A 25642-nucleotide genomic window follows, 5' to 3' on the forward strand; every position below is an offset into this window, starting at 1 on the left:
GGCGCACCTATGATATTTAAAATTGTACAAATAACATAATCTGTACAAGATTACGCAATCAGAGGTTCCGATGCCCAGCGAAACCATCACTCAACCGAAGATCGTCATCGGCGCCTGCCTGAGGGCGCAAGAAGATGTTCACCTCGACGACCCACTGCTGCGGGGAAACTTTCTGCTCCGGATGTCCGCCTATGCCGCCTGGCAATCGCTGCACCGCAAGAGCCTGACCCGAGGGGACCTGATCAAATTCCACTCGCACTACAAGTACCTGCTGATGGCCCACAACCCGGTGCAATATAAAATCCTGGGCAAGTTGTTGGGCACCATGGGCAAGACCGATCCCAACGAGCTGGGCCCACGCTACTTCAACGCGCTGATGGCCGCCTTGAAGAAATGCGCCACCCGCCGTACCCATACCAATGTGCTGCAGCACCTGAGCGGTTATCTGAAACGCACCCTCAACGCTGAAGATAAGCGGCAAGTGCAACATGTCATTGAGCAGTACCGCCTCGGCATCGTACCGCTGGAAGTGCCGCTGACCCTGCTCAAGCATCACCTTCGCCAGCACCCCGATCCCTATCTGGCGCAGCAGGTCTACCTGCACCCGCACACGGAAAACCTCAGTTTGCGGAATGCCATCTGATGAAGGGCGATACCGACTCCAGCGCTCGCGAAGACCTGGGTGCCGATTTCGCCAAGGCCCTGGCGGACGGCTGGCTTCCCATACGCGAAGTGGCGCGGCGAACCGGTGTCAACGCCGTCACATTGCGGGCCTGGGAACGCCGTTATGGCCTGATCGTGCCGCTGCGCACGCCCAAGGGTCACCGATTGTTCAGCGCCGAACATGTGCAGCGGATCCTGAGTATCCTCACCTGGATCGACCGGGGCGTGACGGTCAGCAAGATCAAGCCCCTGCTCGACGCACCGCTACCACCCACCGAGCCGCAAGACGACGATTGGCTGCGCCAGCGCCACGCCCTCGCCCTGGCGGTGACGCAACTGGCCGAGCGCCAGATCGATGACCTGATCAACCAGGCCATGGGCTTGTACCCACCCTGGACCGTGTGCGAACAGTTGCTGCTGCCCCTGCTGGACGAGCTGCAATTGCGCTGGCAGGGCCAGTTCGGCGCGCAGTTGGAACGGGTATTCCTGTTCTCCTGGCTGCGCAGCAAATTCGGCAGTCGGATCTACCACAACAACCGGCAGCTACGTGGCGCACCGTTGCTGCTGATCAATCATTCGGACCTGCCCCTGGAACCTCGCCTGTGGCTCACCGCCTGGCTGGCGAGCAGCGCCGATTGCCCGGTGGAAGTCTTCGACGGGCCGATTCCGGCAGGCGAACTGGCCTTGGCGGTTGAACGCCTCAAGGCCCGCGGCGTGCTGCTGTATTCCAGTCACGCCATCAATCTGTCCCAACTGCCCAGACTGCTGAATGGAATCGATTGCCCGATCATCATTGCAGGCACCGCTGCGTCGATCCATCACGCCAGGTTATCCACCGGCGTCTCGATGAAGGACATCACCTGGGCCGAAGACCCTTTATCGGCCTATCGCGAGCTGAATCGCAGAACACTTCTTTGAAATGGAAAACCCCATGCAACTGATCTGGCTGCGCAGCGACCTGCGCCTCAACGACAACACCGCGCTGGCAGCCGCCGCGGCCCGAGGACCCTGCGTGGCGGTGTACCTGACAAGTCCTGAGCAATGGCGCGCCCATGACGATGCACCGTGCAAGATCGATTTCTGGCTGCGCAACCTGGCGTCGTTGAGCACAGCCTTGGGTGAACTGAACATTCCCTTGTTGATCCGCCACGCGCCGCACTGGCATCAGGCACCGTCGGTACTGCTCACGCTGTGCCGCGAACTGAACATCGACACCGTTCATGTCAACGAAGAATACGGTGTGAATGAAACCCGCCGCGATACCGAAGCAGCCCGGACTTTGAAAGCCCAGGGCATCGAGTTCCATAGCCATCTCGACCAGTTGCTGTTCAAGCCCGGCAGCGTACTGACCCGGACCGGCACTTACTTCCAGGTGTTCAGCCAGTTTCGCAAAGTCTGCTACAGCCGCCTGCACCTCTCACTGCCGAGCCTGGTCCCCGCACCGTCCCGACAGGCTCCGACCGGTATCCACAGCGACCCGGTGCCGATGCGGGTCGAAGGATTTGCTTCTCCCGGTGATGCGCTGCGTGCCCTCTGGCCCGCCGGTGAAAACGAAGCCCGGCGACGCCTGGACGCCTTTGTCGATCAACACCTGGACGTTTACCAAAGCGAACGGGACTTCCCGGCCCGGCCTGGCACCAGCCAGCTTTCAGCCTACCTGGTGGCTGGCGTGGTCTCGCCGCGCCAGTGCCTGCATGCCGCGTTGCAAGCCAACCAGGGTGAATTCGAGAGCGGAAGCGTCGGTGCCGTAACCTGGATCAATGAACTGCTCTGGCGTGAGTTCTATAAACACATTCTGGTGGGTTTCCCCCGCGTGTCCCGCCATCGTGCTTTCCGCCCGGAAACAGAAGCCCTGGCCTGGCGCAATGCGCCTGAAGAACTGGCGGCCTGGCAGCAGGCACGCACCGGTCTGCCGATCATCGATGCGGCCATGCGCCAATTGCTGGAAACAGGATGGATGCACAACCGTCTGCGGATGGTAGTGGCGATGTTCCTTACCAAGAACCTGCTGGTCGACTGGCGCGAAGGCGAGCGCTTTTTCATGCAGCACCTGATCGACGGTGACCTGGCGGCAAATAACGGCGGCTGGCAATGGAGCGCGTCCACCGGCACCGACTCGGCGCCTTGGTTCCGTATCTTCAATCCATTGACTCAATCGGAGAAATTCGACCGTGAGGGCCTGTTTATAAAACGCTGGTTACCTGAACTGAACGATCTGGATAGGCAACAGGTCCATAACCCAATATCCCTCGACGGATTGTTTGGCGCGACCGATTACCCCGCTCCGATCGTCAATCTCGACCAATCCCGGGAACGTGCGCTGGCAGCGTTCAGGAACCTGTCGGCGCGACAACATGCAATGGCTGAAAAGCCGGGCGATCAGCGAACATGAAATTACTGACATCGGGACGTAATTTCAGTTACACGAGATATAGTCAGACTAAACACAAGGACTTCGCCGTGGAAGCCTCCCACCAGCCGCGGACTGCGGTCCCGATCAAAAGGAGTATGGAATGGGCCTGAGACCACCACGGCGATATTGGCTGACGGGGGCTGGTAACGGAGTCGGCGCTTCGTTGGCCGAAGCGATACTCGAAACCGGGGCGAACCTGGCTATCAGTTCACGCTTGGCTCAATCATGCGAAGCCCTGACGACACGTTATCCAGGCCAGGTATTGACGATGCCCGGCGACTTGACCGACGGCCAGACGGTACGCGACATCGTCGATCGGATCGCTCGGCAGTGGGGGGGCCTGGACACGGTAATCCTGAACGCCGGCACCACGGAGTACGTCGACGGCCAGTTCCCCGACGCTTCACTCATCGAACACATCGTGCGCAGCAATCTGTTGGTCGCAAGCCTCTGCATCGAAACAGCTTCGCCATTGCTGCGCACCGGTACCGCGCCCCTGCTGGTGGGAATCATCAGCCCGGCAACGTACCTGCCACCGTCCCACACCGAGGCCGGTAACGGGGGAATGCGTTATCTGCTCGAATCGGCTCGCGCCTGCGAAAATATCGACGTAACCCTGGTTCGCCCGGACTTCGACAGCGAGCTTGGAAGCCTGGCGGACTTTCCGGCCACACCTGGGTCGGCAGACGAAGCGGCCGCCTACATCCTGAGCCAGCTGGTCGAACGTCCCCGTGAAGTAGTGCTCCCTGTCACGGCCCTGGCCGCGCTGTGGCCGTTACCGCCATTGGACCAGGCCATACAGGCGGACATCGATCCCTGCCAGGCAAGCGCCCGGTCACCGATCAAGGGTCAACCCTGATCGGCCCGGTTGGCTTACACTGCGCGCCATGGAAACCATCCCTCTCGCTGACCTCACCACACCGACCGTTACGTGTTCAACGTGCGCGGCGTGCTGCTGCCAACTGGAAGTACTGCTGATCACCGACACCGGTGTACCGGAGCGTTTCATCGCCATGGACGATTGGGGCGGGGAAGTGATGCTGCGCCTCGATGATGGCTGGTGTGCGGCGCTGGATCGCGACAGCATGAAGTGCACCATCTACGAAAAACGCCCGCTGATCTGCCGGGAGTTCGAAATGGGCGCGCCGGAGTGCATTGAAGAACGCCGTGGGATTACGACGGCGTATCGCTAGCGTCCTACTTCACGTTTTTTGCGCCGGCGTTGGCCAAATCGTAAGCCTTCGCTTCTTCCGCTGTTTTTACGTCACGGTTATAGCTAGGCGTCCAGACGGTGACCGGTGATTTCTGATTAAAACTGACGTTGCTGCCGATGTCCTTGAAGTGAGCATCGCCGTAGTCATCCAGTACACCTGTATTACTTGCTCTCTTGGCGACGTCCTCGCCGTTCTCAAAATAGTTAGCCTGCGACAGGATGTGTGCATCGCCCGTCGCGGTGAAGCCCAGATGGAAGTTGTCGATCAGGTTGTTATAGACGTCAAAATTCCCATGGCGCATCAAGCCGGGTGCCCGGACATCGAGATTATTGAACGAATTGTTGGCGATGGTCATGCGTGGATAACCCGCATAAGCAGCTTTCGCCGCCGCCGAGTCGTCCGGCTGGCCGAGGATCACGCCATATTCATTGTTCTGGAACTTTGAATTGGTCAGGCTGACGTTATCGGCCGTTCCACCGACATAGAGCAGTTTATCCAGCCCTTTGGGATTCTGATCCTTGGTGCCGGAATAGGTATTGTGGTCTATCCAGTACTTCTGACCGCTGCTGATGAACATCTGCATGTCACCGTTTTCCCGGTAACGACTGTCGTGGGTGAAGTTCAGGTTCTGGAAAATATCGTTGCTTGCGGTTTTACCACTGGCCAGATAAATGTTGTGCAGGCTATTGCCGCCGTCCGTTCCCAGCAGGGTTTTGTTGGCACCAAATTTTATCGTCACTTTACTGTCGGCAGACAGGTCAGCCCCGAGACGCACGGTACGGGCTGTATCGTCCTCCAGGTTTTTCTTGAGGTCCGCTACGGTATTGACGGTGACCACCTCGCCGTTATTCCCCCCTGTAGTGTTTGATTCTTTGGCGAAACCCACCATGCCGGACATATCGGCACCCTGACCATGGGCGGCACGAGGCGCAGGTTTGGTCACTTTTGCCGTCGTATCGGTTTTGTCGACAGCAGGCGTGGGCACGGCTGATGGTGTTGCCGATTTATGCGTCGCCAGCACCACAGGCTTGTCGGATGGGTGAGTGTGTTGCACCACAAAAGGTTTTTCTGCCTTCTCGGGTGTTACCGGCAGCGTCGCAGGTGACGTTGTCGAAGACCTCGAGGATGGCTGGGAGGAAGGTGGAGCCTGTTCGCGATGGCTCTGCTGGGGATGTGCCGAGCTCTGCGGTTGAAGCCCCCGCAAAAGAGCGAACAACCACGGCAGGGCATGACTGATAGCCGCCACCAGTTTGTGCAGTAACTGTCCGCCGTCACCGCCAAGCGTACTTAAAGAGGTATGTGTCTCGGGAAACTGAGCCTTGGAACTGAAGCTATTGAGCGGCGATGGGATGCCAGGCATCTTTTGCGTTGGGCTGAAGTCAATCATGTTGCTGTTGCTGCCGGTCTTCATACCAGGCTGCTGGGGGCTGTCAGATAGCGCGATGACACACTGAGCATGTAGTTGGGGGGTAGGATTGTAGTTCCTGTTGATGCTGCTCATGGGTCATTCCCGCCTCTAGAACAATTCGATGATGCCGGATACAAAGGACTGCTTCCCTGCTGAGTGGGAGGCGCAGCAAAAGAGTTCCGGAGGCGATCATGAATTTTGTGTTCAGGCCAGGGACCGTTCTTGTTTCGCAACTCGTGCCGAAACGAGAACAGCCCCTGGACAGGCCGGGAAAGTGAGCCTTGAGGCGGGGCCGGGTGTTACAGCGGCATCGTGTAATGCAGGGAGTAGCTTTCCACGCCATCGTTGTCCGACTTGATGCCCGCATTGGAGTAGTGAGTGGCGCGAATGCCCACTTCATGTCCGCCATTGAAGCGCAGGCCGAAGCCGATGCGGTCTTCGAACTGGAACGCGGTACCGAGCTTGTTATCTTCCAGTTCGGTCTTGTCGAACAACGCAACGCCTATGCCGGCCTCGATGTAAGGCCTTACGTTCTGGCCGGAAAACTCATAAACGAAGACGGGCGAGAACGACAGGCTCTGGTTACTGGACGACTTGTCCCCTTCCCAATAGGTGTAGGCACCGCTCCAGTAGCCGGTCAAACGGCCTACGTCGCTTTGCCACCAGCTCTTGTCCCAATCGAATTGCATCCCCAGACGATAAGTCATGGTCGAGTCACTGGTCTGGCCGACCCCGAACTCCACACCCGCCGCTTGTGCGGTGTAGGTGTGCCCCAGCAAAGCAGCCGCAAGTACGGCCAAGCAGAATGAGTACTTCATAGAATCATCCCTTTCCGAACAAACATCGTTAGTTTTTTTGTTACAAACAGACAGAGCTATAGAAATCCGCGCTGAAACAGAAGTTCAGCACCATTTACATGTTTTTCACATTTTGATTACAGACTGAAGCTTTGCACAACGCCAGACGAATGCCACAGCATCGGTAGGATATTTCTTAAATGTGCCGGATCAGCGCTACTCCAGAATTGAGTTTCGCTGGCGGGCCCCTCGGCCAACAACGCCCGTTCGGCCAGCAGGCGCTGAAGCTGCCGGGCCACGGCTGCGCCGGTGTCGATCAGGCTGATGTGGTCCGGGATCATTTGCTTGAGCAATGGTCGGAGGAACGGATAGTGCGTGCAGCCCAGGATCAGCGTATCGCAGCCGGCTGCCAGCAACGGGTCAACGTAATGTTGCAACAACTGGTGCAACGCCGGACTGTACAAGTCACCCGCCTCGATCAGCTCCACCAGTCCCGGACACGGCTGAGTGACGACTCGCACATCGGTGGCGAAACGGTCGAGCAAGGCGGCGAACTTGGCGCTTTGCAAAGTGCCGGTGGTGGCCAGTACGCCGACGATACCGCTACGGGTAGCCGCGGCCGCCGGCTTGACCGCCGGCTCCATGCCGACGATAGGCCAGTGGGGGAAATCGCGACGCAAATCGGCCACCGCTGCAACCGTCGCGGTGTTGCAAGCCACCACCAGCGCCTTGGCGCCGTGACCGAGGAGAAAATCGGCAATGATCGAGCAGCGCTGTCGGATGTATTCCGGCGTTTTCTCGCCGTAAGGAATATGCCCACAATCAGCCACGTACAGCAGCGATTCGTTGGGCAGCAGCCGACGGATTTCCCCCAGCACCGACAGCCCGCCGACACCCGAGTCGAGCACACCGACCGGCGCTTCACTCATGTTGACCGCCACAGACACTGCAGCCCGGATCGCGCTTGACCCGCAGTTCGCGGAACCGTGTGCCCAAGGCATCGATCAGCAACAGGCGCCCCACCAGCGGCTCACCAAAACCGACCAGCAACTTCAAGGCTTCAAGCGCTTGCAGGCTGCCCACCAGGCCCACCAACGGCCCGAGCACCCCGGCTTCGCTGCAGGTCAACTCGGCTTCGCTGCCATGGCCATAGAGGCAGTGATAGCAAGGACTCTCGGGACGGCGTGGATCGAACACCGAAAGCTGGCCCTCGAGACGGATCGCCGCACCGCTGACCAACGGCTTGCCCGCCGCGACACACGCCGCGTTGACCGCTTCGCGCGTCGAGAAATTATCGGAACAGTCCAGCACCAGGTCCACCGCCGCGACCGCCGCAGCCAGGCTGTCCTCGTCCATGGCCGTCGGATGCGGCACCAGTCGAATCTCGGGATTGACCGCCGTGAGGCGACGCAGGGCCGAATCGACCTTGCTCAGGCCGACGCTGTCGGTGTCGTGGATGATCTGGCGTTGCAGGTTGGTCAGGTCGACCGTGTCGAAATCCGCCAGGTGCAGTTCACCGACGCCGGCGGCGGCCAGGTACAACGCCACCGGCGCACCGAGGCCGCCGAGACCGACGATCAATGCACGACTCTGCTTGAGGCGCAGCTGGCCGTCGATGTCGACATGCTGCAGCAGGATCTGCCGGCTGTAGCGCAACAGCTCCTGATCGTTCAGCACGGCAGGCACCCCAGACTGATGCGTTCATGGGCGCCCAGATCCTTGCGACTGTGGACCTCGGAGAAACCCTGGGCCTGCAACAGATCCCGCACCGCCTCGGCCTGATCGTAACCGTGCTCGAGCATCAACCAGCCGCCCGGTGCCAGGTGATCCGGCGCCTGGGCAATGATCGTGCGCAGATCATCGAGCCCATCCTGGCCGGCGACCAATGCACTGGCCGGCTCGAAACGCACGTCACCTTCGACCAGGTGAGGATCGGCGGCGGCAATATAAGGCGGGTTGCTGATGATCAACTCAAAACGCTCGCCATCCAACGCATTGAACCAATGGCTGCTCAACACCGTGACGTTGACCAGGTCCAGGCGCTGGCGATTGCGTTCGGCCAGGGCCACGGCCTCCAGCACCCGGTCGACCGCCGTGACCTTCCAGGCCGCACGCTCGCTGGCCAAGGCCAGGGCAATCGCACCGCTGCCAGTGCCCAGGTCCAGGACCCTGGCCGCAGTGGCCGGCAACAAGGCCAGCGCGGTTTCCACCAACAATTCGGTATCGGGGCGCGGGATCAGCGTGTGGGGCGCGACTTCCAGGTCGAGTTTCCAGAAGCCCTGCTGCCCGAGGATATAGGCCACCGGCTCGCCGGAACGGCGGCGACGCAGGTATTCGGAAAACAGCAGCGCGGCCTCGCTGGGCACGATCCGCTCGGGCCAGGTGTGCAGGAAGCTGCGGGACTTGCCCAGCGCAGCCGCCAGCAGCAACTCGGCATCCAGCTTTGGCGTGGGCGAATCCGGCAGCTCGGCGGCGCGTAGCAGACTGGCGATGATGGTCATGTGCTTACCCTTTGTTTACTCGCCAATCGCAGCCAACTGGTCGGCCTGGTACTCGGCCAGCAGCGGTTCGATCACCGCATCGACACCGCCGGCCAGGATTTCATCCAGGGAATACAGGGTCAGGTTGACCCGGTGATCGGTGACCCGACCCTGGGCGAAGTTGTAGGTGCGAATACGCTCGGAGCGGTCACCCGAGCCCACCAGCAACTTGCGCTCGCTGGCAATGGCACTGGCCGCGGCACTGGTCTGCTGGTCATTGAGCTTGGCCGACAGCCAGGCCATGGCCCGGGCCCGGTTCTTGTGCTGGGAACGCTCTTCCTGGCACTCCACCACGATGCCCGAAGGCAAGTGGGTGATGCGGATCGCCGAGTCGGTCTTGTTGACGTGCTGGCCGCCCGCGCCGGAGGAGCGGTAGGTGTCGACCCGCAGGTCCGCCGGGTTGATTTCGATGGCTTCCTGCTCGTCAGGTTCGGGCAATACCGCCACCGTGCAGGCCGAGGTATGGATACGGCCCTGGGACTCAGTGGCCGGCACGCGCTGCACACGGTGAGCGCCTGATTCGAACTTCAGCTTGCCGTAGACGTTGTCGCCTTCGACCCGGGCGATGACTTCCTTATAGCCGCCATGCTCACCTTCGTTCTCCGACAGGATCTCCACCCGCCAGCCACGCCGTTCGGCGTAGCGCGAATACATGCGAAACAGGTCGCCGGAAAAGATCGCTGCCTCATCGCCGCCGGTACCGGCACGGATTTCCAGGAACACGTTACGCCCGTCGTTCGGGTCCTTGGGCAGCAGCATGCGTTGCAGGTTGCTTTCCAGTTCGACCAGTTGCTCCTTGGCCTCACGCACTTCCTCTACCGCCATTTCCCGCAGGTCCGGGTCGCTGTCCTTGAGCAGCGCCTGGGCACCGGCGAGGTCGTCCTGCACCTTGAGCAACTGTTTATAGGTCGCGACAATCGGCTCGACTTCCGCGTATTCCTTGGAATAGGTGCGGAACTTGTTCTGGTCGGAAATGACTTCGCCATCGCCCAGCAAGGCGGTCAGTTCTTCGAAACGATCCTGGAGGATGTCCAGTTTATTGAGCAGTGACGCTTTCATTACGATTTCTTATCCGAAAAGCTATCCGGTGAACCCTCACCGAGGGCAAAGAGTTCCTGGGCCATGGCCAGTGCATCGAGGCGGCCCTCGGCGGTCAGTTTCTTGAGCTGGACACTGGGGGCGTGGAGCAGTTTATTGGTCAGGCCGCGGGCCAGTTGCACCAGCACCTCTTCAGCGCTGCCGCCATTGGCCAACAGGCGCTGGGCCTTTTGCAACTCTTCATCACGCAGGCGTTCGCTCTGCTGACGATAGGCCTTGAGCACATCCACCGCGGCCAGCTCGCGCAGGCGCACCATGAAATCTTCGGCGCCGACGGTGATCATCTCTTCCGCCGCCTGGGCCGCCCCCTGCCGGCTCTTGAGGTTTTCAGCGACCACTTCGTGCAGGTCGTCGACGCTGTAGAGGTAGACGTCGTCCAGTTCACCGACTTCCGGCTCGATGTCCCGGGGTACGGCAATGTCCACCATGAAGATCGGCTTGTGCTTGCGCAGCTTCAGGGCGCTTTCCACCGCGCCCTTGCCCAGGATCGGCAACTGGCTGGCGGTGGAGCTGATGACGATGTCGCTGTGCACCAGCTCGGCCGGGATATCCGACAGCAGCACCGCATGGGCGCCGAACTGTTCTGCCAGGGTACTGGCCCGCTCCAGGGTCCGGTTGGCGACAACGATGCGCTTGACCCCCAGGTCGTGCAGGTGGCGGGCGACCAGGGTGATCGTCTCGCCGGCGCCGATCAGCAGCGCCTGACTGCGTTGTAGATCGCTGAAAATCTGTTTTGCCAGGCTGACGGCGGCAAACGCCACGGACACCGGGTTCTCGCCGATGGCGGTGTCGGTGCGGACCTGCTTGGCGGCGTTGAACGTGGCTTGGAACAGCCGCCCCAGCAACGGACCGACGGTACCGGCCTCGCGAGCCACGGCATAGGCCGACTTCATCTGGCCGAGGATCTGCGGTTCGCCCAGCACCAGCGAATCGAGCCCGGAGGCAACGCGCATCATGTGACGAACGGCCGCATCGTCTTCATGCACATAGGCACTGGCGCGCAGCTCTTCAAGGCTCAGATTGTGGTATTCGGCCAGCCAGCGCAGCACGGCGTCGGCCGAAATGTGATCCTGTTCTATATAGAGCTCACTGCGATTGCAGGTAGAAAGGATCGCAGCCTCGCGGCTCTCGGTGAGTCGGCAGAGCTGCTGCAGGGCCTCCACCAGCTGCTCAGGCGTAAAGGCCACGCGCTCGCGGACGTCTACTGAAGCAGTCTTGTGGTTGATACCAAGTGCAAGGAAGGCCATTCAAGGTCGCTGATGGTGACGTGAAGCCGGCAATTGTCCTACTTCGCCAGATCCAGAACAACCACTGCATCTCTATCGCCCTTCCTCGCTCCGTAAATCGACGGGGCGGTTATGTTTGACCGAAGGCTTGTGTCATGATGATCCGACCGCAGGTTAGTCGCCCTCTTCCTATATGAATAGATCTTCCGCGTTGCTCCTCGCTCTTGCCTTGCTCAGCGGCTGCCAGTCCATGGCCCCCGTTTCGACGGACGGTACGCCGCCGGTCGATGACAGCACCCAGGCACCTGAAAAACCCAAGGTCTACGGCTCGTTCAGCGAAGAAACCATCTTCAGCCTGTTGAGCGCCGAACTGGCAGGCCAGCGCAATCGCTTCGACATTGCGCTGGACAACTACGTGACCCAGGCCATCAATACCCAGGACCCGGGCATCTCCGAGCGGGCGTTCCGCATCGCCGAGTACCTGGGGGCCGACCAGGCCGCGCTGGATACCGCGATGATCTGGGCCCGCAATGCCCCGGACGACCTCGAAGCGCAACGCGCCGCCGCCGTGCAACTGGCACGCGCCGGGCGCTATGACGACTCCATGGCTTATATGGAGAAAGTCCTGCAGGGCAAGGGTGACACCCACTTCGATTTCCTCGCGCTGTCGGCTGCCGATACCGACCAGGAAACCCGCAGCGGCTTGATGAAAAGCTTCGACCGGCTGCTGCAACGCCATCCGAACAACGGTCAGTTGATTTTCGGCAAGGCCCTGCTGCTGCAACAGGATGGCGACGCCCAAGGCGCCCTCACCCTGCTGGAGGACAACCCGCCGGAAGCCGGCGAAGTGGCGCCGATCCTGCTGCGTGCTCGCCTGCTGCAAGGCTTGAACCGTGGCGACGAAGCATTGCCGCTGCTGGAAAAAAGCATCAAGAAGTATCCGGACGACAAGCGCCTGCGCCTCACCTATGCCCGCATGCTGGTGGAAAACAACCGCATGGACGATGCCAAGGTGGAGTTCTCCAGCCTGGTCCAGCAATACCCCGAAGACGACGAACTGCGTTACTCCCTGGCACTGGTCTGCCTGGAAGCCAAGGCCTGGGATGAGGCCAGGGGCTATCTGGAAGACCTGATCGCCAGGGAAAGCCATGTCGATTCGGCCCACCTGAACCTGGGGCGCATCGCAGAGGAACGCAACGACCCGGAAAGCGCGCTGCTCGAGTACGCCCAGGTCGGCCCAGGCAACGACTACCTGCCGGCGCAGTTGCGCCAGGCCGATATCCTGATGGGCAACGGCAAGACGGCCGAAGCCCAGAGCCGCCTGGCCGTGCAGCGCGACGCCCAGCCGGACTATGGCATCCAGTTGTACCTGATCGAAGCCGAAACCCTGTCGGCCAACAATCAGAGCGACAAGGCCTGGAACGTGCTGCAACAGGCCTTGAAACAATACCCGGACGATCTGAACCTGCTGTATACCCGCGCCATGCTGGCGGAAAAACGCAACGACCTGGCCCAGATGGAAAAAGACCTGCGCCTGATCATCCAGCGCGACCCCGACAACGCCATGGCCCTCAACGCCCTCGGCTATACCCTGTCGGACCGTACCACCCGCTACGCCGAAGCCAAGGTCCTGATCGAACAGGCCCACCAGCTCAACCCGGAAGACCCGGCGGTGCTCGACAGCCTCGGCTGGGTGAATTTCCGCCTGGGCAACCTCGAAGAAGCCGAGCGCCTGCTGCGCCAGGCCCTGGAGCGTTTTCCCGATCAGGAAGTCGCCGCACACCTGGGCGAAGTCCTGTGGGCCGCCGGCAAACAACGCGAGGCCCGGCAGATCTGGAGCAAGTTCCTCAAGGACCAGCCCGACAGCCCCATCCTGCGCAGCACCATCAAACGCCTGACCGGATCAGAGACCCTTTAAGATTATGTTTTTGCGCCACCTCATCGTTTTCAGCTTCATCGCCCTGCTCGCCGGCTGTGCGGGCTTCGGTGCCCGCGAATCGGTCCAGGGCCACGGTAACCCGGCCCAGTGGCGCGAGCACAAAGAGCAACTGAGCGGCCTGGATGGCTGGCAGATCGACGGTAAGATCGGCATCCGCGCCCCGAAAGATTCGGGTAGCGGCACGCTGTTCTGGCTGCAACGCCAGGACTACTACGACATTCGCCTGTCCGGCCCACTGGGGCGCGGCGCGGCGCGCCTGACCGGCCGGCCGGGGCAGGTTTCGCTGGAAGTCGCCAACCAGGGCCGCTACGAGGCGCCTACCCCGGAAGCCTTGCTGGAAGAGCAATTGGGCTGGAAGTTGCCGGTCTCCCATCTGACCTGGTGGGTGCGCGGGCTGCCGGCGCCGGACAGCAAAAGCCGCCTGACCCTCGACGCCGACAGCCGCCTGTCCAACCTGGAACAGGACGACTGGCAGATCGAATACCTCAGCTATGCCCAGCAGAACGGCTACTGGCTGCCGGAGCGGATCAAGCTGCACGGCAGCGACCTCGACGTCACGCTGGTGATCAAGCAATGGCAGCCGCGCAAGCTGGGGCAATGACATGACCGCTGTGCGCCTGACCCTGCCCTCCCCGGCCAAGCTCAACCTGATGTTGCACATCCTGGGTCGTCGTCCGGACGGTTACCACGAGCTACAGACGATTTTCCAGTTCCTGGACTACGGCGATGAAATCACCTTCGCCGTGCGCCAGGACGGTGTCATTTGCCTGCACACCGAGTTCGAAGGCGTTCCCCACGACAGCAACCTGATCGTCAAGGCCGCAAAAAAACTCCAGGAGCAATCCGGTTGTCCGCTGGGCATCGACATCTGGATCGAAAAAATCCTGCCCATGGGCGGCGGTATCGGTGGCGGCAGCTCGAATGCGGCGACGACCCTGCTCGGGCTCAATCACCTGTGGCAGTTGGATTGGGACGTGGATCAACTGGCGGCGCTGGGCCTGACGCTGGGGGCCGACGTGCCGGTTTTCGTGCGTGGCCACGCGGCTTTTGCCGAGGGCGTCGGGGAAAAACTCACGCCGGTGGAACCCGAGGAACCCTGGTACCTCGTACTGGTGCCGCAAGTCTCTGTAAGTACAGCAGAAATTTTTTCAGATCCACTGTTGACACGTAACTCTCCTCCCATTAAAGTGCGCCCCGTTCCCAAGGGAAACAGTCGAAATGACTGCTTGCCGGTGGTAGCAAGGCGTTACCCAGATGTTCGTAACGCTTTGAATTTGTTAGGTAAATTTACCGAAGCAAAACTCACCGGAACTGGAAGTTGTGTGTTTGGGGGCTTCCCAAGCAAAGCTGAAGCTGATAAAGTCTCGGCCCTTCTGACAGAGACCCTTACAGGGTTTGTAGCGAAAGGAAGCAACGTTTCGATGTTGCATCGCAAGCTGCAAAGTCTGCTCTAAAAGGAATCGAGTGCTAGGCACTCGCAGCAACAGATACAGGGGCGTCGCCAAGCGGTAAGGCAGCAGGTTTTGATCCTGCCATGCGTTGGTTCGAATCCAGCCGCCCCTGCCATTTTCCTATACTCATCCAGGTATACCCTCAGCCTTCAGGTACTGCGCGTGTCCAAGATGATGGTCTTTACGGGGAACGCTAACCCCGATCTGGCTCGGCGTGTCGTACGTCAGCTGCATATCCCTCTCGGTGACATTTCTGTCGGTAAGTTCTCCGACGGCGAAATCACTGCCGAGATCAATGAAAACGTTCGCGGTAAAGACGTCTTCATTATTCAGCCGACTTGCGCTCCGACCAACGATAACCTGATGGAACTCGTCGTGATGGCTGATGCCTTCCGCCGTTCCTCGGCTACTCGTATCACTGCTGTTATTCCTTACTTTGGTTATGCCCGCCAGGATCGCCGTCCGCGTTCCGCGCGTGTGGCAATCAGCGCGAAAGTCGTGGCTGACATGCTCACCGTCGTCGGTATCGACCGTGTGCTCACGGTTGACCTGCATGCTGACCAGATCCAGGGCTTCTTCGATATTCCCGTGGACAACATCTACGGCTCCCCGGTCCTGGTGGATGACATTGAAGATCAGCGCTTCGAAAACCTGATGATCGTGTCCCCGGACATTGGCGGCGTCGTGCGTGCACGTGCGGTGGCCAAATCCCTGGGCGTTGATCTGGGTATCATCGACAAACGCCGTGAGAAAGCCAATCACTCCGAAGTGATGCATATCATCGGCGACGTCGAAGGGCGTACCTGTATCCTGGTTGACGACATGGTCGACACCGCCGGCACCCTGTGCCATGCGGCCAAGGCCTTGAAAGAGCATGGCGCTGCCAAGGTCTTTGCCTACTGCACACACCCTGTGCTGTCGGGTCGGGCAATCGAGAACATTGAGAATTCCGTGCTGGACGAGCTGGTGGTGACCAACACCATCCCGCTGTCCGCTGCTGCACAAGCCTGTGTCCGTATCCGTCAACTGGATATCGCGCCGGTGGTTGCCGAGGCGGTTCGCCGCATCAGCAATGAAGAATCGATCAGCGCGATGTTCCGCTAAGGGCCCTGCCCTTACATGACACCTCGTTGACGAAAAGCGCCCCGCCCCAACACTCATGTTGGGGCGGGGCTTTTTTGCCCATCCGCTTTGACGTCGGTCGCAGACGTCACCCGGAATGGCTATTTTGGAGATACAAAATGACTGATTTCATCCTGAACGCCCAAGCGCGTACCGACCTGGGGAAAGGTGCGAGCCGCCGCCTGCGTCGTCTCGCCAGCCAGGTTCCTGCCGTTGTATACGGTGGTGACAAGGCCCCTGAGTCCATCACCATGCTGGCCAAGGAAGTTGCCAAGCTGTTCGAAGACGAGGCTGCTTTCAGCCACGTAATCGAGCTGAACGTTGATGGCAAGAAGCAGAACGTCATCGTTAAAGCGATGCAGCGTCACCCGGCCAAGCAGTTCATCATGCACGCCGACTTCATTCGCGTCGTGGCTGGTCAGAAACTGACCGCTACCGTTCCAGTGCACTTCATCAACGAAGCTGCCCCGGTCAAGAAAGGCGGCGAAATCTCGCACGTAACTTCCGAGCTGGAAGTTTCCTGCCTGCCGAAAGACCTGCCTGAGTTCATCGAAGTCGACCTGGCTGACGCCGAAATCGGCACCATCGTTCATCTGTCTGACCTCAAGGCCCCTAAAGGCGTTGAGTTCGTTGCCCTGGCACACGGTGATGACAAGGCTGTTGCCAACGTCCACGCTCCACGTGTTGCTCCAGAAGCTACCGAAGGCGCTGCAGAGTAATTTCACTCTGTCGCCGGAGTGACCGGGAAACATCGCGGACTGTAACGTAGCGAGACAGCGGGCGGGCACGCGAAGTTTACTTAACGGTAGATCCGCAATGTTCGTCCACTGTCGCCACCGTCTGACCGCGACGTTATCCACACTCCAGGAAGGGCCCCTATCGTGACTGCCATCAAACTGATCGTTGGCCTGGGAAATCCAGGCACCGAATACGAACAGACCCGGCATAACGCAGGGGCCCTTTTTGTTGAGCGCATCGCGCACGCACAAGGCGTCAGCCTGGCGGCCGATCGCAAGTATTTCGGCCTGACCGGACGCTTCTCGCATCAAGGTCAGGATGTTCGCCTGTTGATCCCCACCACCTACATGAACCGCAGCGGCCAGGCCGTGGCGGCATTGGCTGGTTTCTTTCGCATCAAGCCTGAAGAAATCCTGGTGGCCCACGACGAACTCGATCTGCCTCCGGGCGTTGCCAAGCTCAAGCAGGGCGGCGGCCATGGCGGTCACAACGGGTTGCGCGACATCATCGCGCAGCTGGGTAACCAGAATACCTTTTACCGCCTGCGGCTTGGCATCGGCCACCCGGGCGTCGCCAGCATGGTTTCAAATTTTGTCCTGGGTCGCGCGCCTCGCGCCGAACAGGAAAAACTCGATGCCAGCATCGACTTTGCCCTCGGCGTGCTGCCGGATATCCTCGCCGGTGAATGGAACCGCGCGATGAAAAACCTGCACAGCCAGAAGGCCTGACTCTTACCGAGGGGAAACACCATGGGATTCAATTGCGGCATCGTCGGCCTGCCTAACGTCGGCAAGTCCACCCTGTTCAACGCCCTGACCAAGTCCGGTATCGCGGCCGAGAACTTCCCCTTCTGCACGATCGAGCCGAACAGCGGTATCGTGCCGATGCCGGATTCGCGCCTGGACGCACTGGCGGCCATCGTCAACCCCAAGCGCATCCTGCCGACCACCATGGAGTTCGTCGACATCGCCGGCCTCGTTGCCGGCGCCTCGAAAGGTGAAGGCCTGGGCAACAAATTCCTGGCCAACATCCGTGAAACCGATGCCATCGCCCACGTGGTGCGCTGCTTCGAAGACGAGAACGTGATTCACGTCTCCAACAGCGTCGACCCGAAGCGCGACATCGAGATCATCGACCTGGAACTGATCTTCGCCGACCTCGACAGCTGCGAAAAACAACTGCAGAAAGTCGCCCGCAACGCCAAGGGTGGCGACAAGGATGCCGTGGTCCAGAAAGGCCTGCTGGAGCAATTGATCGCTCACTTCACCGAAGGCAAGCCTGCGCGCAGCCTGATGAAGAACATGAGCACCGACGAGAAGCTGGTGATCAAGGGCTTCCACCTGCTGACCACCAAGCCGGTCATGTACATCGCCAACGTCGCTGAAGACGGTTTCGAGAACAACCCACACCTGGACGTGGTCAAGGCCATCGCCGAAGAAGAAGGTGCCGTGGTGGTTCCGGTCTGCAACAAGATCGAAGCGGAAATCGCCGAGCTGGACGACGGCGAAGAGAAAGACATGTTCCTCGAGGCCCTGGGCCTGGAAGAGCCTGGCCTGAACCGTGTGATCCGCGCCGGCTATGAAATGCTTCACCTGCAGACCTACTTCACCGCCGGTGTCGAAGAAGTCCGCGCCTGGACCGTGCGCGTCGGTGCCACCGCACCACAAGCCGCCGGCGTGATCCACACCGACTTCGAAAAAGGCTTCATCCGTGCCGAAGTGATCGCGTACAACGACTTCATCCAGTACAAGGGCGAAGCCGGTGCCAAGGAAGCCGGTAAATGGCGCCTGGAAGGCAAGGAATACATCGTCAAGGATGGCGACGTGATGCACTTCCGCTTTAACGTCTGACGTTATGGGTATCGAAAAAGCCGCGTTGATTCGCGGCTTTTTCATGGGCGCTGTACTAGCCCGACATGAGCAGCATCCCTGTGGGAGCGAGCCTGCTCGCGATAGCGGTGGGTCAGGCGATATTGATGCTGACTGTTGCGCCGCTATCGCGAGCAGGCTCGCTCCCACAGGTGTCATGGCTGACTAGAACAGATAGCCAATATAGATCGCCGCCCCACCACCGGCCTGCAGGCCAGCGTTCATACCCGCCATGACCAGAGCCCCTTTCGCCGACTGCACCAATTGCCGGTTGACGATGGTGGCAGCCATCGAGGTCACGGGGCTGGAACTCAGCGCCACCGACAACGCCAGCAACTTGGGATCAAGCCCGAACAACAACGCCGTGGCCGAACCGCCGACCACCAGACCCGCCCCCACTTCGGTATACATGCATGGCCCGGTGATGTCATCGCTGGTCAGATCGCGCTCGACCAGGGCGTCGCTGACAAACACCTTGCCGGTACTCGGGAAAGCCTCCGCCGCTCCGGCCGCACCTACGCTCTTGCCCTTTATCTGGATATTGATCTTGCCGAAACGCGGCAGTCGCGCGCCAAATCCGGCCCCCACCCCTACGCCGCCGTAGCGGTAGCTGACGTCCTCGCCCTGGGGCGAACGCAGGATGATCGAACCGCCACTGCCCGCCACCATCACCACGGTCAGACCGCCGCCGCTGGCGGTCTGGTACTGCCAGCGGCTTTCATTGACCGGGATCGGGATGTTGTAACTCATGTTCAAAGTCCTTTATGTGAATGAACCGCACCGCGACCACGCAGGCGGATGACTTCCAGCAGACCGAAAATGGCGAACACCAGGCCCATGCAGCCCAATACCCCGGAGGTGCCCCAGAGTGCGGCCGGGTCATCGACGATGGCGCTGCCAGCCGGCTGCTCGGGCAAGTAATGCACCCGCACCGGCTGGTCCTGTCGATAGCCGAAGATAAAACCGCCCTGGGGGTAGGAAACTTTTTCACCGCTGCCGGTGGTAAAGACAATCTCGGGATGCGAGCCACCGGCATTCAAGTGGCTGACGACACCATCGGCGATCTGTGCGTGAGCGAGGAACTCGCGTCGATCAAGTGTGAGGTGGACGGCAATGCCCAACAAGCCGATACCGATCAGGGCAAACAGCAGGCCCCGCAATATCTTCCCGAGGCGTGATGGGGGATGGTTGGCCATGGCAGGTCTCAGTATTCGTCCATGAAAGAGGGAGCTCAGGATAGCAAGAAGCTTTATCCAAGTCCGCTCATTTGCTGGCCGAAGCCATCAACACTCCAAAGCAGAAAAAGGTAGTACCCGACAGCTTGCCAACGATCCCTGCGCCCCTCTTCGTGGAGAGCCAGCCCCTGACACCGTTGGCCATAAGGGCATATCCGGTATGAACCAGTACGACGAGCAAGCCATAGGAGGACACCAGCAGGAAGAACTGGCTGTAGTAGTCATCCCCCGGTTTGATGAACTGGGGGAAGACGGCAAGAAAGAAGAAACCAGCCTTGGGATTCAACAGCTGGATCGACAGCGCTCCGACGAATCGTCGCCACGGACGCGACGACGTGACCTTGAGTTCCGGGATGAAACGCCTCATGCGCCACATCTTGACCCCAAGGTACAACAGGTACAGTGCACCGACGTATTTGAGGACGGTGAACGCGGTGGCGGATGTAGCAAGGATCAGTCCGACACTGGTGGCGGAAGCAGCCGCTACCACAAACGCCCCCAGCGCGATGCCGAAGATGCCGGGCAATGCACCGCTCCAACCATGGCGCAAAGCGTTGGAAATCGTCAGCACCACCCCCGGGCCCGGGCTGAGCACGGTCAGGGTGGCCAGAATCAGAAACAGTCCGTAATTAACCATGAAACACTCCAAAGCAGTGGCGCTCAGAGTGGTGTGAAGGGGCGTCGCTGACAAACGCTTTAATTGCACCTGTGATATGACTAAATTAGACACATGATTTGCGACCTACCCCCCTTGAACGCCGTTCGTGCCTTCGCCGCTGCCGCTCGCCATCAGAGTTTCAGCCGTGCGGCTGAAGAACTGCATGTCAGCCACAGCGCTGTCAGCCGTCATATCAAGCTGCTCGAAGAGCACCTGGGGGTACTACTTTTCGAGCGCCGAACCCGTCAATCCGTCCTCACGCCGGCCGGCCAGACGTTCTATGAACAGGTCAGCATGGGCCTGGCGCAGATTGCCAATGCCGCGACCGCCCTGACCCGGGGCGCTTCACGGCGCAAAGTGACGATCAATGTGCGCCCATCGTTCGCGGTGCGCTGGTTGATCCCGCGGTTGCCAAACTTCATGGCGCTGTATCCGGATATTCAACCTGAAGTGATCACCAGCACCCTGTCACCGGATCAATCGCGCGAAGCATTTGACGTCGTGATTCGCCGCGGACAGTCCGGGTGGTCGGCCAATGTTCAACCCCATGTATTACTGGAAGATGAACTGCTACTGGTCGCCGCCCCGTCGCTGCTGCAAAGCCAGCCGCTGGACAGCCCCAACGATCTGCTCCAGCACACGCTGCTGACCGGCAGAACTCGCAGCAGCGACTGGCAGGACTGGGCCAAGTACGCAGGTATCGCTCAGTTGCGCACTCAACCGACCTTGCAGTTCGACCATATGCATCTGGTGCTGCAAGCCGCCGTCGATGGCCTGGGTGCCGCGCTGTGTCCGGCCTCATTGCTGGGCAGGGATTTATCCACAGGGCGACTGACCTGCCTGTTCCCTTCCTTGCGCCTGCCATTGATCCGTTACTACTACGGCGTCTCCCAGGACGCACCGGCCGAAACCCAGGTGTTTATCGACTGGATGCTGTCTCATATCCATCAGGACGCAACAGCACCCTCGTCACCCGGCGCTCCTGAACCTCTACCACCGTCATGCGCCATGCCTGCCAACGGAGCTCATCGCCAATGACCGGCAAGCGATCCAGCAGACTCATGACCAATCCCGCAAGGGTCTGATAGTCCTCGGTGGCTTGCGCCTGGAAGCCCGTTTGCTCGCGAATCTGGCTGAGGTTCAGCGCACCGTTGATGAGAAAACCACCCTCCTCGGCCACGATGTTCGGACCTTCGATTTCACTGGCATCGGGCAGCTCACCGGCGATGGATTCGAGGATGTCGGTCATGGTGAGCAGGCCCACGAAGTCACCGAACTCGTTCACCACAAAAGCGATGTGCGTCGACTCCTTACGCATCTGTTCCAGGGCGTTGAGAATCGTGAAACTGTCCAGCAAGTTGATTGCCTTGCGGGCCATGGCTTGCAGATCTGGCTCATGCCCCGCCAACAGCTCCTTGAGCAGCTCTTTCTTGTGGACGAACCCCAACGGCTCATCAACCTGACCATTGCGAATCAACGGCAGCCTGGAGTACGACGAGTGCATCAGCCTCGTGCGGATCTCGTCTGGATCATCGGCCAGATCGAGGTGATCGATTTCCGCACGCGGGGTCATGACCCCGCGTATCGGGCGTTCCGCCAACTGAAGCACGCCGCTGATCATGACGCGTTCGCGTCGGTCGAACGCCGGCTCGGCTTCATCGCCCGAAAGCATGTCGGCAATTTCTTCACCCACCTCATCGGCGTCCAACCGGTGGCCGCCCAACAAACGCATCACCGCATGGGCGGTACGTTGGCGCATGGGACGACGACCTTGCAGGCTCTTCTTGCGACGGGAGCGAGCCACCTGGTTGAACAGTTCGATCAGGATCGAGAAGCCAATCGCGGCGTAGAGATAGCCTTTCGGAATGTGGAAACCCAGGCCCTCGGCGGTGAGGCTGAAACCGATCATCATCAGGAAGCCCAAGCAGAGCATGATGACGGTCGGGTGCCCGTTGACGAAGTTCGTCAGCGGCTTGCTCGCGACGATCATCAGGCCTATGGAGAAGATCACCGCGATCATCATGACCGACAAATGCTCCACCATGCCCACGGCAGTAATCACGGCATCCAGGGAAAACACCGCATCCAGCACGACGATCTGCGCCACGATTGGCCAGAACATCGCGTAGGCCGCATTACCCGAACGCTGGGCCACATGGCCTTCGAGTCGCTCATGCAGCTCCATGGTGGCCTTGAACAACAGGAACACACCCCCGAACAACATGATCAAATCTCGGCCCGAGAACGTCTTGTCGAAGACCTCGAACAACGGTTCGGTCAGGGTCACCATCCAGGAGATGCTGGCCAGCAAGCCAAGACGCATCAGCAACGCCAGGGACAGGCCAATGATACGGGCACGGTCACGCTGCTCGGGCGGCAGTTTGTCGGCCAGGATGGCAATGAAAACAAGGTTATCGATACCGAGCACCAGCTCCAGCACGATCAGCGTCAGCAGGCCAAGCCAGGCCGTGGGGTCAACGATCCATTCCATGGGGTTATTCGCCCCCTCGGAAGGATTTCGTCAGATGGATGCAGCGTAGGGGAGGCGAAAAGCTACTGGGAGGCTCCATGGGGGTGTTCATATCGACCTGAAAGTGATTTGGGATAAAAATCCTACAGAATTTCAGGATGCTTCATACGAAGCGAATCATTACAGGATCTGACAAGCCCCCCCTGCGCTGCCAACCGAGCTGTGCCATTTTTTGGTGCGGCGACTATCCTCTTAGCTCGCTACCCACCTTGAAAAATTGTCCGCTTACAAGGTGATAGCGCAACGCCATGGTCTGAATCTTGCCTTGTTAATCGTTATAACGCGGCCTCTTACAAAGGGGACCGAGAATGGGAAGTTTCGCTACAGAGCCCGCCTACAGAGCGAACCAGGGCGAACTTCCGAGGCCTTTTAAAAGAACACCTGTTTCGGCATTTGTGTAGAAACGCACAAAATCGGTGCAAGGGTGTTCAGGGGAGTATGGGCATGCAGGCTTTTCTATCACCGGGCATCGGATTACTGGGACGTTTCGGCTTCGCCGGTAAATTCCAGCTGTTGTTCCTGCTTTTCATCCTGCCGCTCATGGGCAGCCTGTGGATCATCGGCCAGGACTATCGCGATCAACTCAGCCTGATTTCCGGGGAGCGTGCCGGGGTCCGCCAGTTGCTGGCTCTGGATAACCTGGACAACCTGCTCACCGCCCAGCGCAACCGCGCCGCCCGTTGGCGAGCCACGGAAACCAATCGGCAACCCACGCCCGCCACCCTTGCCGCGATGGCGGCTTTCGATGCCGTGCAACCGGCCCTCAACCAGGCCGCCGATGACCTGAACGCCACCTTGCAGGCCGAAGGCGCCGAAGCCGACATCCTTGCCCGCTACCAGGCCTTGCAGAACAGCCTCAAGGGCCTGGACTCGAAAAGCCTGGGCACCGTGGGTTGGTGGCCGGACGGTTACGACCGCTTCACCGCGGCCCTCAGTGCATTGCAGGCCCTGCGTGAACAGATCGTGATGGACAATCGCCTGACCCTCGCCTCCTGGCTCGAAACCTATCTGCTGACCCAGATCTCGACCCAGCAGACCCCCGAACTGATCGAGCGGGTCGGACGCCTGGCCAGCGTCGGCCAGGCCTCGGTGGTGTCGGGCCAGTTCACCCTGCAGAGCCGCCTGCAACTGCGGGACCTGCGCAGCCGCATCGGCGACGCCCGGGATCAATTGCTCAAGACCGGTGGGCTTTTGGAGGCACGCCTGCCCAGCGATCTGCAAACCTGGGCCGGCCAATATCAAGGCAGTCTCAAGCACCTGGACGCCGAACTGAAAGTGCTGGATGACGGCGTGTTCGGCGGCTCCATCAGCCTCAAGCCGGAAGACTTCGAGAAACACCTGGACACCCTGCTGTCCGATCTGGCCGCCCTGCGCCAGCAATCCCTGGTGGCCCTGGATACACGGCTGAATCATTACCACAGCACGGCGATCCGTCAGTTCACACTGGTGGCGACAGTGCTGGGTTGCCTGGTGTTGGCGGCACTCTACCTTTTTATCTGCCTGCAAGCGTCCATCCGCCGCAGCGCCAGCGGCATCACCTTGCTGGCCGAAGCCCTGCGTGACGGTAACCTCAGCCTGCAAGTGCCGGTGCAAGGACGCGACGAGTTGGCGGCGATCAGTACCGCCCTCAACGTCGCCGTGGTGCAATTGCGCAACAGCCTGCAGGGGGTCGATCACGAGACATCGCAGGTAAGCAATGCCGTGCGCACCCTCAACACCCACTCCAGCGGTGCCCTGGGAGAAGTCGAAGCCCAGCAGATGCAGATCAGCCAGATCGCCGCCGCCGCCACACAACTGGCTGCAACTTCCCAAGGCGTGGCGAAGAGTTGCGAACAGGCCTCCGACAGCGCCCAGCAGACCCGGCGCATCGCCGCCGACAGCAGCCGCGACAGCCAGCGCACGACCGCGAGCATCCAGCAGCTCAACCAGCGACTCAACGACACCGCCGCCGCCTTGGGCCGGGTGAGCGAACAGGGGCAACAGATCCAACTGGTGGTCGACACCATTCGTGGCGTGGCCGAGCAGACCAACCTGCTGGCCCTCAACGCCGCCATCGAAGCGGCGCGCGCCGGGGAACAGGGGCGTGGTTTCGCGGTGGTAGCCGATGAGGTCCGCAGCCTGTCGCAGCGTACCCAGTCCTCCACCCAGCAGATCGCGGGCACAGTCGACAGCCTGCGCACAACGGTCAATGAAGCGGTCAGCCTGATGCAAGCCGCCTGCGAACAGGCACAGACCGATGCGCAAGCTGTCACCAGCCTGGGCGAGCGCCTGGGAGAAATCGCCAGCGCCGTGCAAAGCGTCACCGATACCCTGGCGCAGATCGCCACCGCCGTGGACGAACAGGCCAGCACGGCCGACGAGGTCAGCGGCAATATCCAGCAGGTCGATCAGGCCGCCATGCGCTTGCTGGACGGCGCACGGGCGGTGAACCTCGCGGCGGATACCCTGAGCCAGGGAAGCCAGGCGCTGAGTGCGAATACAGGGAGATTTCAGCTCAGTTGATGGGCATTTGCGGCGAGGATGGATAAGCGGTTGAAAGCGCAGAGAAATATTTCAGATTTACGCTTGACACATCCTCGCTACCGGCGAATAATGCGCGCCACTTGGCTACATAGCTCAGTTGGTTAGAGCATAGCATTCATAATGCTGGGGTCCGGGGTTCAAGTCCCTGTGTAGCCACCAAGTACTAAAAACGGCTTATCGAAAGATAAGCCGTTTTTTTATGCCTTGAGAAAAGTACCG

General features: G+C 60.2%; 24 protein-coding genes, 2 tRNA genes and 1 pseudogene. 16 read left to right on the forward strand and 11 right to left on the reverse strand.

Annotation, left to right across the window (positions count from 1 at the left end; all coding sequences use genetic code 11):
* Positions 1 to 130: 130 nt before the first annotated feature.
* The 5 genes and pseudogenes from LOY67_RS23005 to LOY67_RS23025 form a co-directional block, all read left to right on the forward strand.
* A pseudogene (locus tag LOY67_RS23005) lies at positions 131 to 643 on the forward strand (YbgA family protein); the annotation flags it as partial.
* Positions 643 to 1581, forward strand: coding sequence for a MerR family transcriptional regulator (locus LOY67_RS23010; RefSeq protein WP_265064581.1), 939 nt, complete (start codon positions 643 to 645; stop codon positions 1579 to 1581). The pseudogene LOY67_RS23005 and the gene LOY67_RS23010, both read left to right, overlap by 1 nt.
* A 13-nt stretch (positions 1582 to 1594) precedes the next feature.
* Positions 1595 to 3055, forward strand: coding sequence for a deoxyribodipyrimidine photo-lyase (gene phrB / locus LOY67_RS23015; protein ID WP_265064582.1), 1461 nt, complete (start codon positions 1595 to 1597; stop codon positions 3053 to 3055).
* A 121-nt stretch (positions 3056 to 3176) separates the two neighbouring features.
* Positions 3177 to 3935, forward strand: coding sequence for an SDR family NAD(P)-dependent oxidoreductase (locus LOY67_RS23020; RefSeq protein ID WP_265064583.1), 759 nt, complete (start codon positions 3177 to 3179; stop codon positions 3933 to 3935).
* A 28-nt stretch (positions 3936 to 3963) separates the two neighbouring features.
* Complete coding sequence (locus tag LOY67_RS23025) at positions 3964 to 4269, forward strand: YkgJ family cysteine cluster protein (RefSeq protein WP_265064584.1); 306 nt, start codon at positions 3964 to 3966, stop codon at positions 4267 to 4269.
* 4 nt (positions 4270 to 4273) lie between these two features.
* Here the strand turns inward: LOY67_RS23025 and LOY67_RS23030 are convergent, their stop codons facing one another.
* The 7 genes from LOY67_RS23030 to hemA form a co-directional block, all read right to left on the reverse strand.
* Positions 4274 to 5791, reverse strand: a complete 1518-nt coding sequence (locus tag LOY67_RS23030; RefSeq protein ID WP_265064585.1) for a type III helper protein HopAK1 — start codon at positions 5789 to 5791, stop codon at positions 4274 to 4276.
* Between the two features lie 206 nt (positions 5792 to 5997).
* On the reverse strand, positions 5998 to 6516 hold the full coding sequence (locus LOY67_RS23035) for an acyloxyacyl hydrolase (protein ID WP_265064586.1): 519 nt from the start codon (positions 6514 to 6516) through the stop codon (positions 5998 to 6000).
* 116 nt (positions 6517 to 6632) lie between these two features.
* The gene (gene murI / locus LOY67_RS23040) at positions 6633 to 7424 is read right to left on the reverse strand and encodes a glutamate racemase (protein WP_265064587.1); all 792 of its coding nucleotides are present in this window, start codon (positions 7422 to 7424) and stop codon (positions 6633 to 6635) included.
* On the reverse strand, positions 7417 to 8172 hold the full coding sequence (locus LOY67_RS23045) for a molybdopterin-synthase adenylyltransferase MoeB (protein ID WP_265064588.1): 756 nt from the start codon (positions 8170 to 8172) through the stop codon (positions 7417 to 7419). Before LOY67_RS23045 ends, murI begins: the two co-directional genes overlap by 8 nt.
* Entirely contained in the window at positions 8166 to 8996 is an 831-nt protein-coding gene (prmC, locus tag LOY67_RS23050) for a peptide chain release factor N(5)-glutamine methyltransferase (RefSeq protein WP_265064589.1), read from the reverse strand. Before prmC ends, LOY67_RS23045 begins: the two co-directional genes overlap by 7 nt.
* Positions 8997 to 9011: 15 nt before the next feature.
* Positions 9012 to 10094, reverse strand: coding sequence for a peptide chain release factor 1 (gene prfA / locus LOY67_RS23055; protein WP_265064590.1), 1083 nt, complete (start codon positions 10092 to 10094; stop codon positions 9012 to 9014).
* Positions 10094 to 11380, reverse strand: coding sequence for a glutamyl-tRNA reductase (gene hemA / locus LOY67_RS23060; RefSeq protein WP_265064591.1), 1287 nt, complete (start codon positions 11378 to 11380; stop codon positions 10094 to 10096). The genes prfA and hemA overlap by 1 nt, the downstream gene beginning before the upstream one ends.
* A gap of 172 nt (positions 11381 to 11552) precedes the next feature.
* On the opposite strand from hemA, the gene LOY67_RS23065 reads away from it, so the two are divergent.
* The 8 genes from LOY67_RS23065 to ychF all read left to right on the forward strand — a co-directional run bounded on the left by LOY67_RS23065 (position 11553) and on the right by ychF (position 18459).
* Positions 11553 to 13277, forward strand: coding sequence for a tetratricopeptide repeat protein (locus tag LOY67_RS23065; protein ID WP_265064592.1), 1725 nt, complete (start codon positions 11553 to 11555; stop codon positions 13275 to 13277).
* 4 nt (positions 13278 to 13281) lie between these two features.
* Positions 13282 to 13899, forward strand: a complete 618-nt coding sequence (gene lolB / locus LOY67_RS23070; protein ID WP_265064593.1) for a lipoprotein insertase outer membrane protein LolB — start codon at positions 13282 to 13284, stop codon at positions 13897 to 13899.
* A gap of 1 nt (position 13900) precedes the next feature.
* Positions 13901 to 14752 carry a 4-(cytidine 5'-diphospho)-2-C-methyl-D-erythritol kinase gene (gene ispE, locus LOY67_RS23075; RefSeq protein WP_265064594.1) on the forward strand — a complete coding sequence of 284 codons (852 nt, stop codon included), beginning with the start codon at positions 13901 to 13903 and terminating at the stop codon, positions 14750 to 14752.
* Positions 14753 to 14789: 37 nt separating this feature from the next.
* Positions 14790 to 14864: transfer RNA gene (locus tag LOY67_RS23080), tRNA-Gln, on the forward strand.
* Positions 14865 to 14911: 47 nt separating this feature from the next.
* A complete protein-coding gene (locus tag LOY67_RS23085; protein ID WP_003205529.1) occupies positions 14912 to 15853 on the forward strand; it encodes a ribose-phosphate pyrophosphokinase in 942 nt (313 codons plus the stop codon).
* A 137-nt stretch (positions 15854 to 15990) separates the two neighbouring features.
* Complete coding sequence (locus tag LOY67_RS23090) at positions 15991 to 16590, forward strand: 50S ribosomal protein L25/general stress protein Ctc (protein ID WP_265064595.1); 600 nt, start codon at positions 15991 to 15993, stop codon at positions 16588 to 16590.
* A 162-nt stretch (positions 16591 to 16752) separates the two neighbouring features.
* The gene (gene pth / locus LOY67_RS23095; protein ID WP_024778155.1) at positions 16753 to 17337 is read left to right on the forward strand and encodes an aminoacyl-tRNA hydrolase; all 585 of its coding nucleotides are present in this window, start codon (positions 16753 to 16755) and stop codon (positions 17335 to 17337) included.
* Positions 17338 to 17358: 21 nt separating this feature from the next.
* Positions 17359 to 18459, forward strand: coding sequence for a redox-regulated ATPase YchF (ychF, locus tag LOY67_RS23100; protein ID WP_024778156.1), 1101 nt, complete (start codon positions 17359 to 17361; stop codon positions 18457 to 18459).
* A gap of 183 nt (positions 18460 to 18642) precedes the next feature.
* On the opposite strand, the gene LOY67_RS23105 is transcribed toward ychF, so the two are convergent.
* The 3 genes from LOY67_RS23105 to LOY67_RS23115 form a co-directional block, all read right to left on the reverse strand.
* Positions 18643 to 19227 (reverse strand): hypothetical protein, encoded by a 585-nt coding sequence (locus LOY67_RS23105; RefSeq protein WP_265064596.1) that lies wholly within the window; start codon positions 19225 to 19227, stop codon positions 18643 to 18645.
* 2 nt (positions 19228 to 19229) lie between these two features.
* Complete coding sequence (locus LOY67_RS23110; protein ID WP_265064597.1) at positions 19230 to 19673, reverse strand: DUF3592 domain-containing protein; 444 nt, start codon at positions 19671 to 19673, stop codon at positions 19230 to 19232.
* 67 nt (positions 19674 to 19740) lie between these two features.
* Positions 19741 to 20349 carry a LysE family translocator gene (locus tag LOY67_RS23115; RefSeq protein WP_265064598.1) on the reverse strand — a complete coding sequence of 203 codons (609 nt, stop codon included), beginning with the start codon at positions 20347 to 20349 and terminating at the stop codon, positions 19741 to 19743.
* A 93-nt stretch (positions 20350 to 20442) separates the two neighbouring features.
* Here LOY67_RS23115 and gcvA point away from each other — a divergent pair, with 93 nt between their 5' ends.
* On the forward strand, positions 20443 to 21408 hold the full coding sequence (gene gcvA, locus LOY67_RS23120) for a transcriptional regulator GcvA (protein ID WP_265064599.1): 966 nt from the start codon (positions 20443 to 20445) through the stop codon (positions 21406 to 21408).
* Here the strand turns inward: gcvA and LOY67_RS23125 are convergent.
* Complete coding sequence (locus tag LOY67_RS23125) at positions 21290 to 22861, reverse strand: TerC family protein (protein WP_265064600.1); 1572 nt, start codon at positions 22859 to 22861, stop codon at positions 21290 to 21292. The two genes, gcvA and LOY67_RS23125, sit on opposite strands and share 119 nt — an antisense overlap.
* A gap of 483 nt (positions 22862 to 23344) precedes the next feature.
* On the opposite strand from LOY67_RS23125, the gene LOY67_RS23130 reads away from it, so the two are divergent.
* Both LOY67_RS23130 and LOY67_RS23135 read left to right on the forward strand, forming a co-directional pair.
* A complete protein-coding gene (locus LOY67_RS23130; RefSeq protein ID WP_265064601.1) occupies positions 23345 to 25402 on the forward strand; it encodes a methyl-accepting chemotaxis protein in 2058 nt (685 codons plus the stop codon).
* A 103-nt stretch (positions 25403 to 25505) separates the two neighbouring features.
* Positions 25506 to 25582 (forward strand) — tRNA-Met (locus LOY67_RS23135).
* Positions 25583 to 25642: the final 60 nt, after the last annotated feature.

The sequence above is a fragment of the Pseudomonas sp. B21-056 genome, assembly GCF_026016325.1.
Taxonomy (GTDB): Bacteria; Pseudomonadota; Gammaproteobacteria; order Pseudomonadales; family Pseudomonadaceae; genus Aquipseudomonas.

What these genes read in the sequence shown, in the direction of transcription:
- LOY67_RS23030 (WP_265064585.1), bottom strand. Translation starts at nt 5,791, where the DNA reads ATGAGCAGCATCAACAGGAACTACAATCCTACCCCCCAACTACATGCT.
- hemA (WP_265064591.1), bottom strand. Translation starts at nt 11,380, where the DNA reads ATGGCCTTCCTTGCACTTGGTATCAACCACAAGACTGCTTCAGTAGAC.
- LOY67_RS23025 (WP_265064584.1), top strand. Translation starts at nt 3,964, where the DNA reads ATGGAAACCATCCCTCTCGCTGACCTCACCACACCGACCGTTACGTGT.
- ychF (WP_024778156.1), top strand. Translation starts at nt 17,359, where the DNA reads ATGGGATTCAATTGCGGCATCGTCGGCCTGCCTAACGTCGGCAAGTCC.
- LOY67_RS23090 (WP_265064595.1), top strand. Translation starts at nt 15,991, where the DNA reads ATGACTGATTTCATCCTGAACGCCCAAGCGCGTACCGACCTGGGGAAA.
- LOY67_RS23115 (WP_265064598.1), bottom strand. Translation starts at nt 20,349, where the DNA reads ATGGTTAATTACGGACTGTTTCTGATTCTGGCCACCCTGACCGTGCTC.
- LOY67_RS23020 (WP_265064583.1), top strand. Translation starts at nt 3,177, where the DNA reads ATGGGCCTGAGACCACCACGGCGATATTGGCTGACGGGGGCTGGTAAC.
- gcvA (WP_265064599.1), top strand. Translation starts at nt 20,443, where the DNA reads ATGATTTGCGACCTACCCCCCTTGAACGCCGTTCGTGCCTTCGCCGCT.
- prmC (WP_265064589.1), bottom strand. Translation starts at nt 8,996, where the DNA reads ATGACCATCATCGCCAGTCTGCTACGCGCCGCCGAGCTGCCGGATTCG.
- LOY67_RS23125 (WP_265064600.1), bottom strand. Translation starts at nt 22,861, where the DNA reads ATGGAATGGATCGTTGACCCCACGGCCTGGCTTGGCCTGCTGACGCTG.
- ispE (WP_265064594.1), top strand. Translation starts at nt 13,901, where the DNA reads ATGACCGCTGTGCGCCTGACCCTGCCCTCCCCGGCCAAGCTCAACCTG.
- LOY67_RS23130 (WP_265064601.1), top strand. Translation starts at nt 23,345, where the DNA reads ATGCAGGCTTTTCTATCACCGGGCATCGGATTACTGGGACGTTTCGGC.
- LOY67_RS23065 (WP_265064592.1), top strand. Translation starts at nt 11,553, where the DNA reads ATGAATAGATCTTCCGCGTTGCTCCTCGCTCTTGCCTTGCTCAGCGGC.
- LOY67_RS23010 (WP_265064581.1), top strand. Translation starts at nt 643, where the DNA reads ATGAAGGGCGATACCGACTCCAGCGCTCGCGAAGACCTGGGTGCCGAT.
- LOY67_RS23035 (WP_265064586.1), bottom strand. Translation starts at nt 6,516, where the DNA reads ATGAAGTACTCATTCTGCTTGGCCGTACTTGCGGCTGCTTTGCTGGGG.
- lolB (WP_265064593.1), top strand. Translation starts at nt 13,282, where the DNA reads ATGTTTTTGCGCCACCTCATCGTTTTCAGCTTCATCGCCCTGCTCGCC.
- phrB (WP_265064582.1), top strand. Translation starts at nt 1,595, where the DNA reads ATGCAACTGATCTGGCTGCGCAGCGACCTGCGCCTCAACGACAACACC.
- LOY67_RS23105 (WP_265064596.1), bottom strand. Translation starts at nt 19,227, where the DNA reads ATGAGTTACAACATCCCGATCCCGGTCAATGAAAGCCGCTGGCAGTAC.
- murI (WP_265064587.1), bottom strand. Translation starts at nt 7,424, where the DNA reads ATGAGTGAAGCGCCGGTCGGTGTGCTCGACTCGGGTGTCGGCGGGCTG.
- LOY67_RS23110 (WP_265064597.1), bottom strand. Translation starts at nt 19,673, where the DNA reads ATGGCCAACCATCCCCCATCACGCCTCGGGAAGATATTGCGGGGCCTG.
- prfA (WP_265064590.1), bottom strand. Translation starts at nt 10,094, where the DNA reads ATGAAAGCGTCACTGCTCAATAAACTGGACATCCTCCAGGATCGTTTC.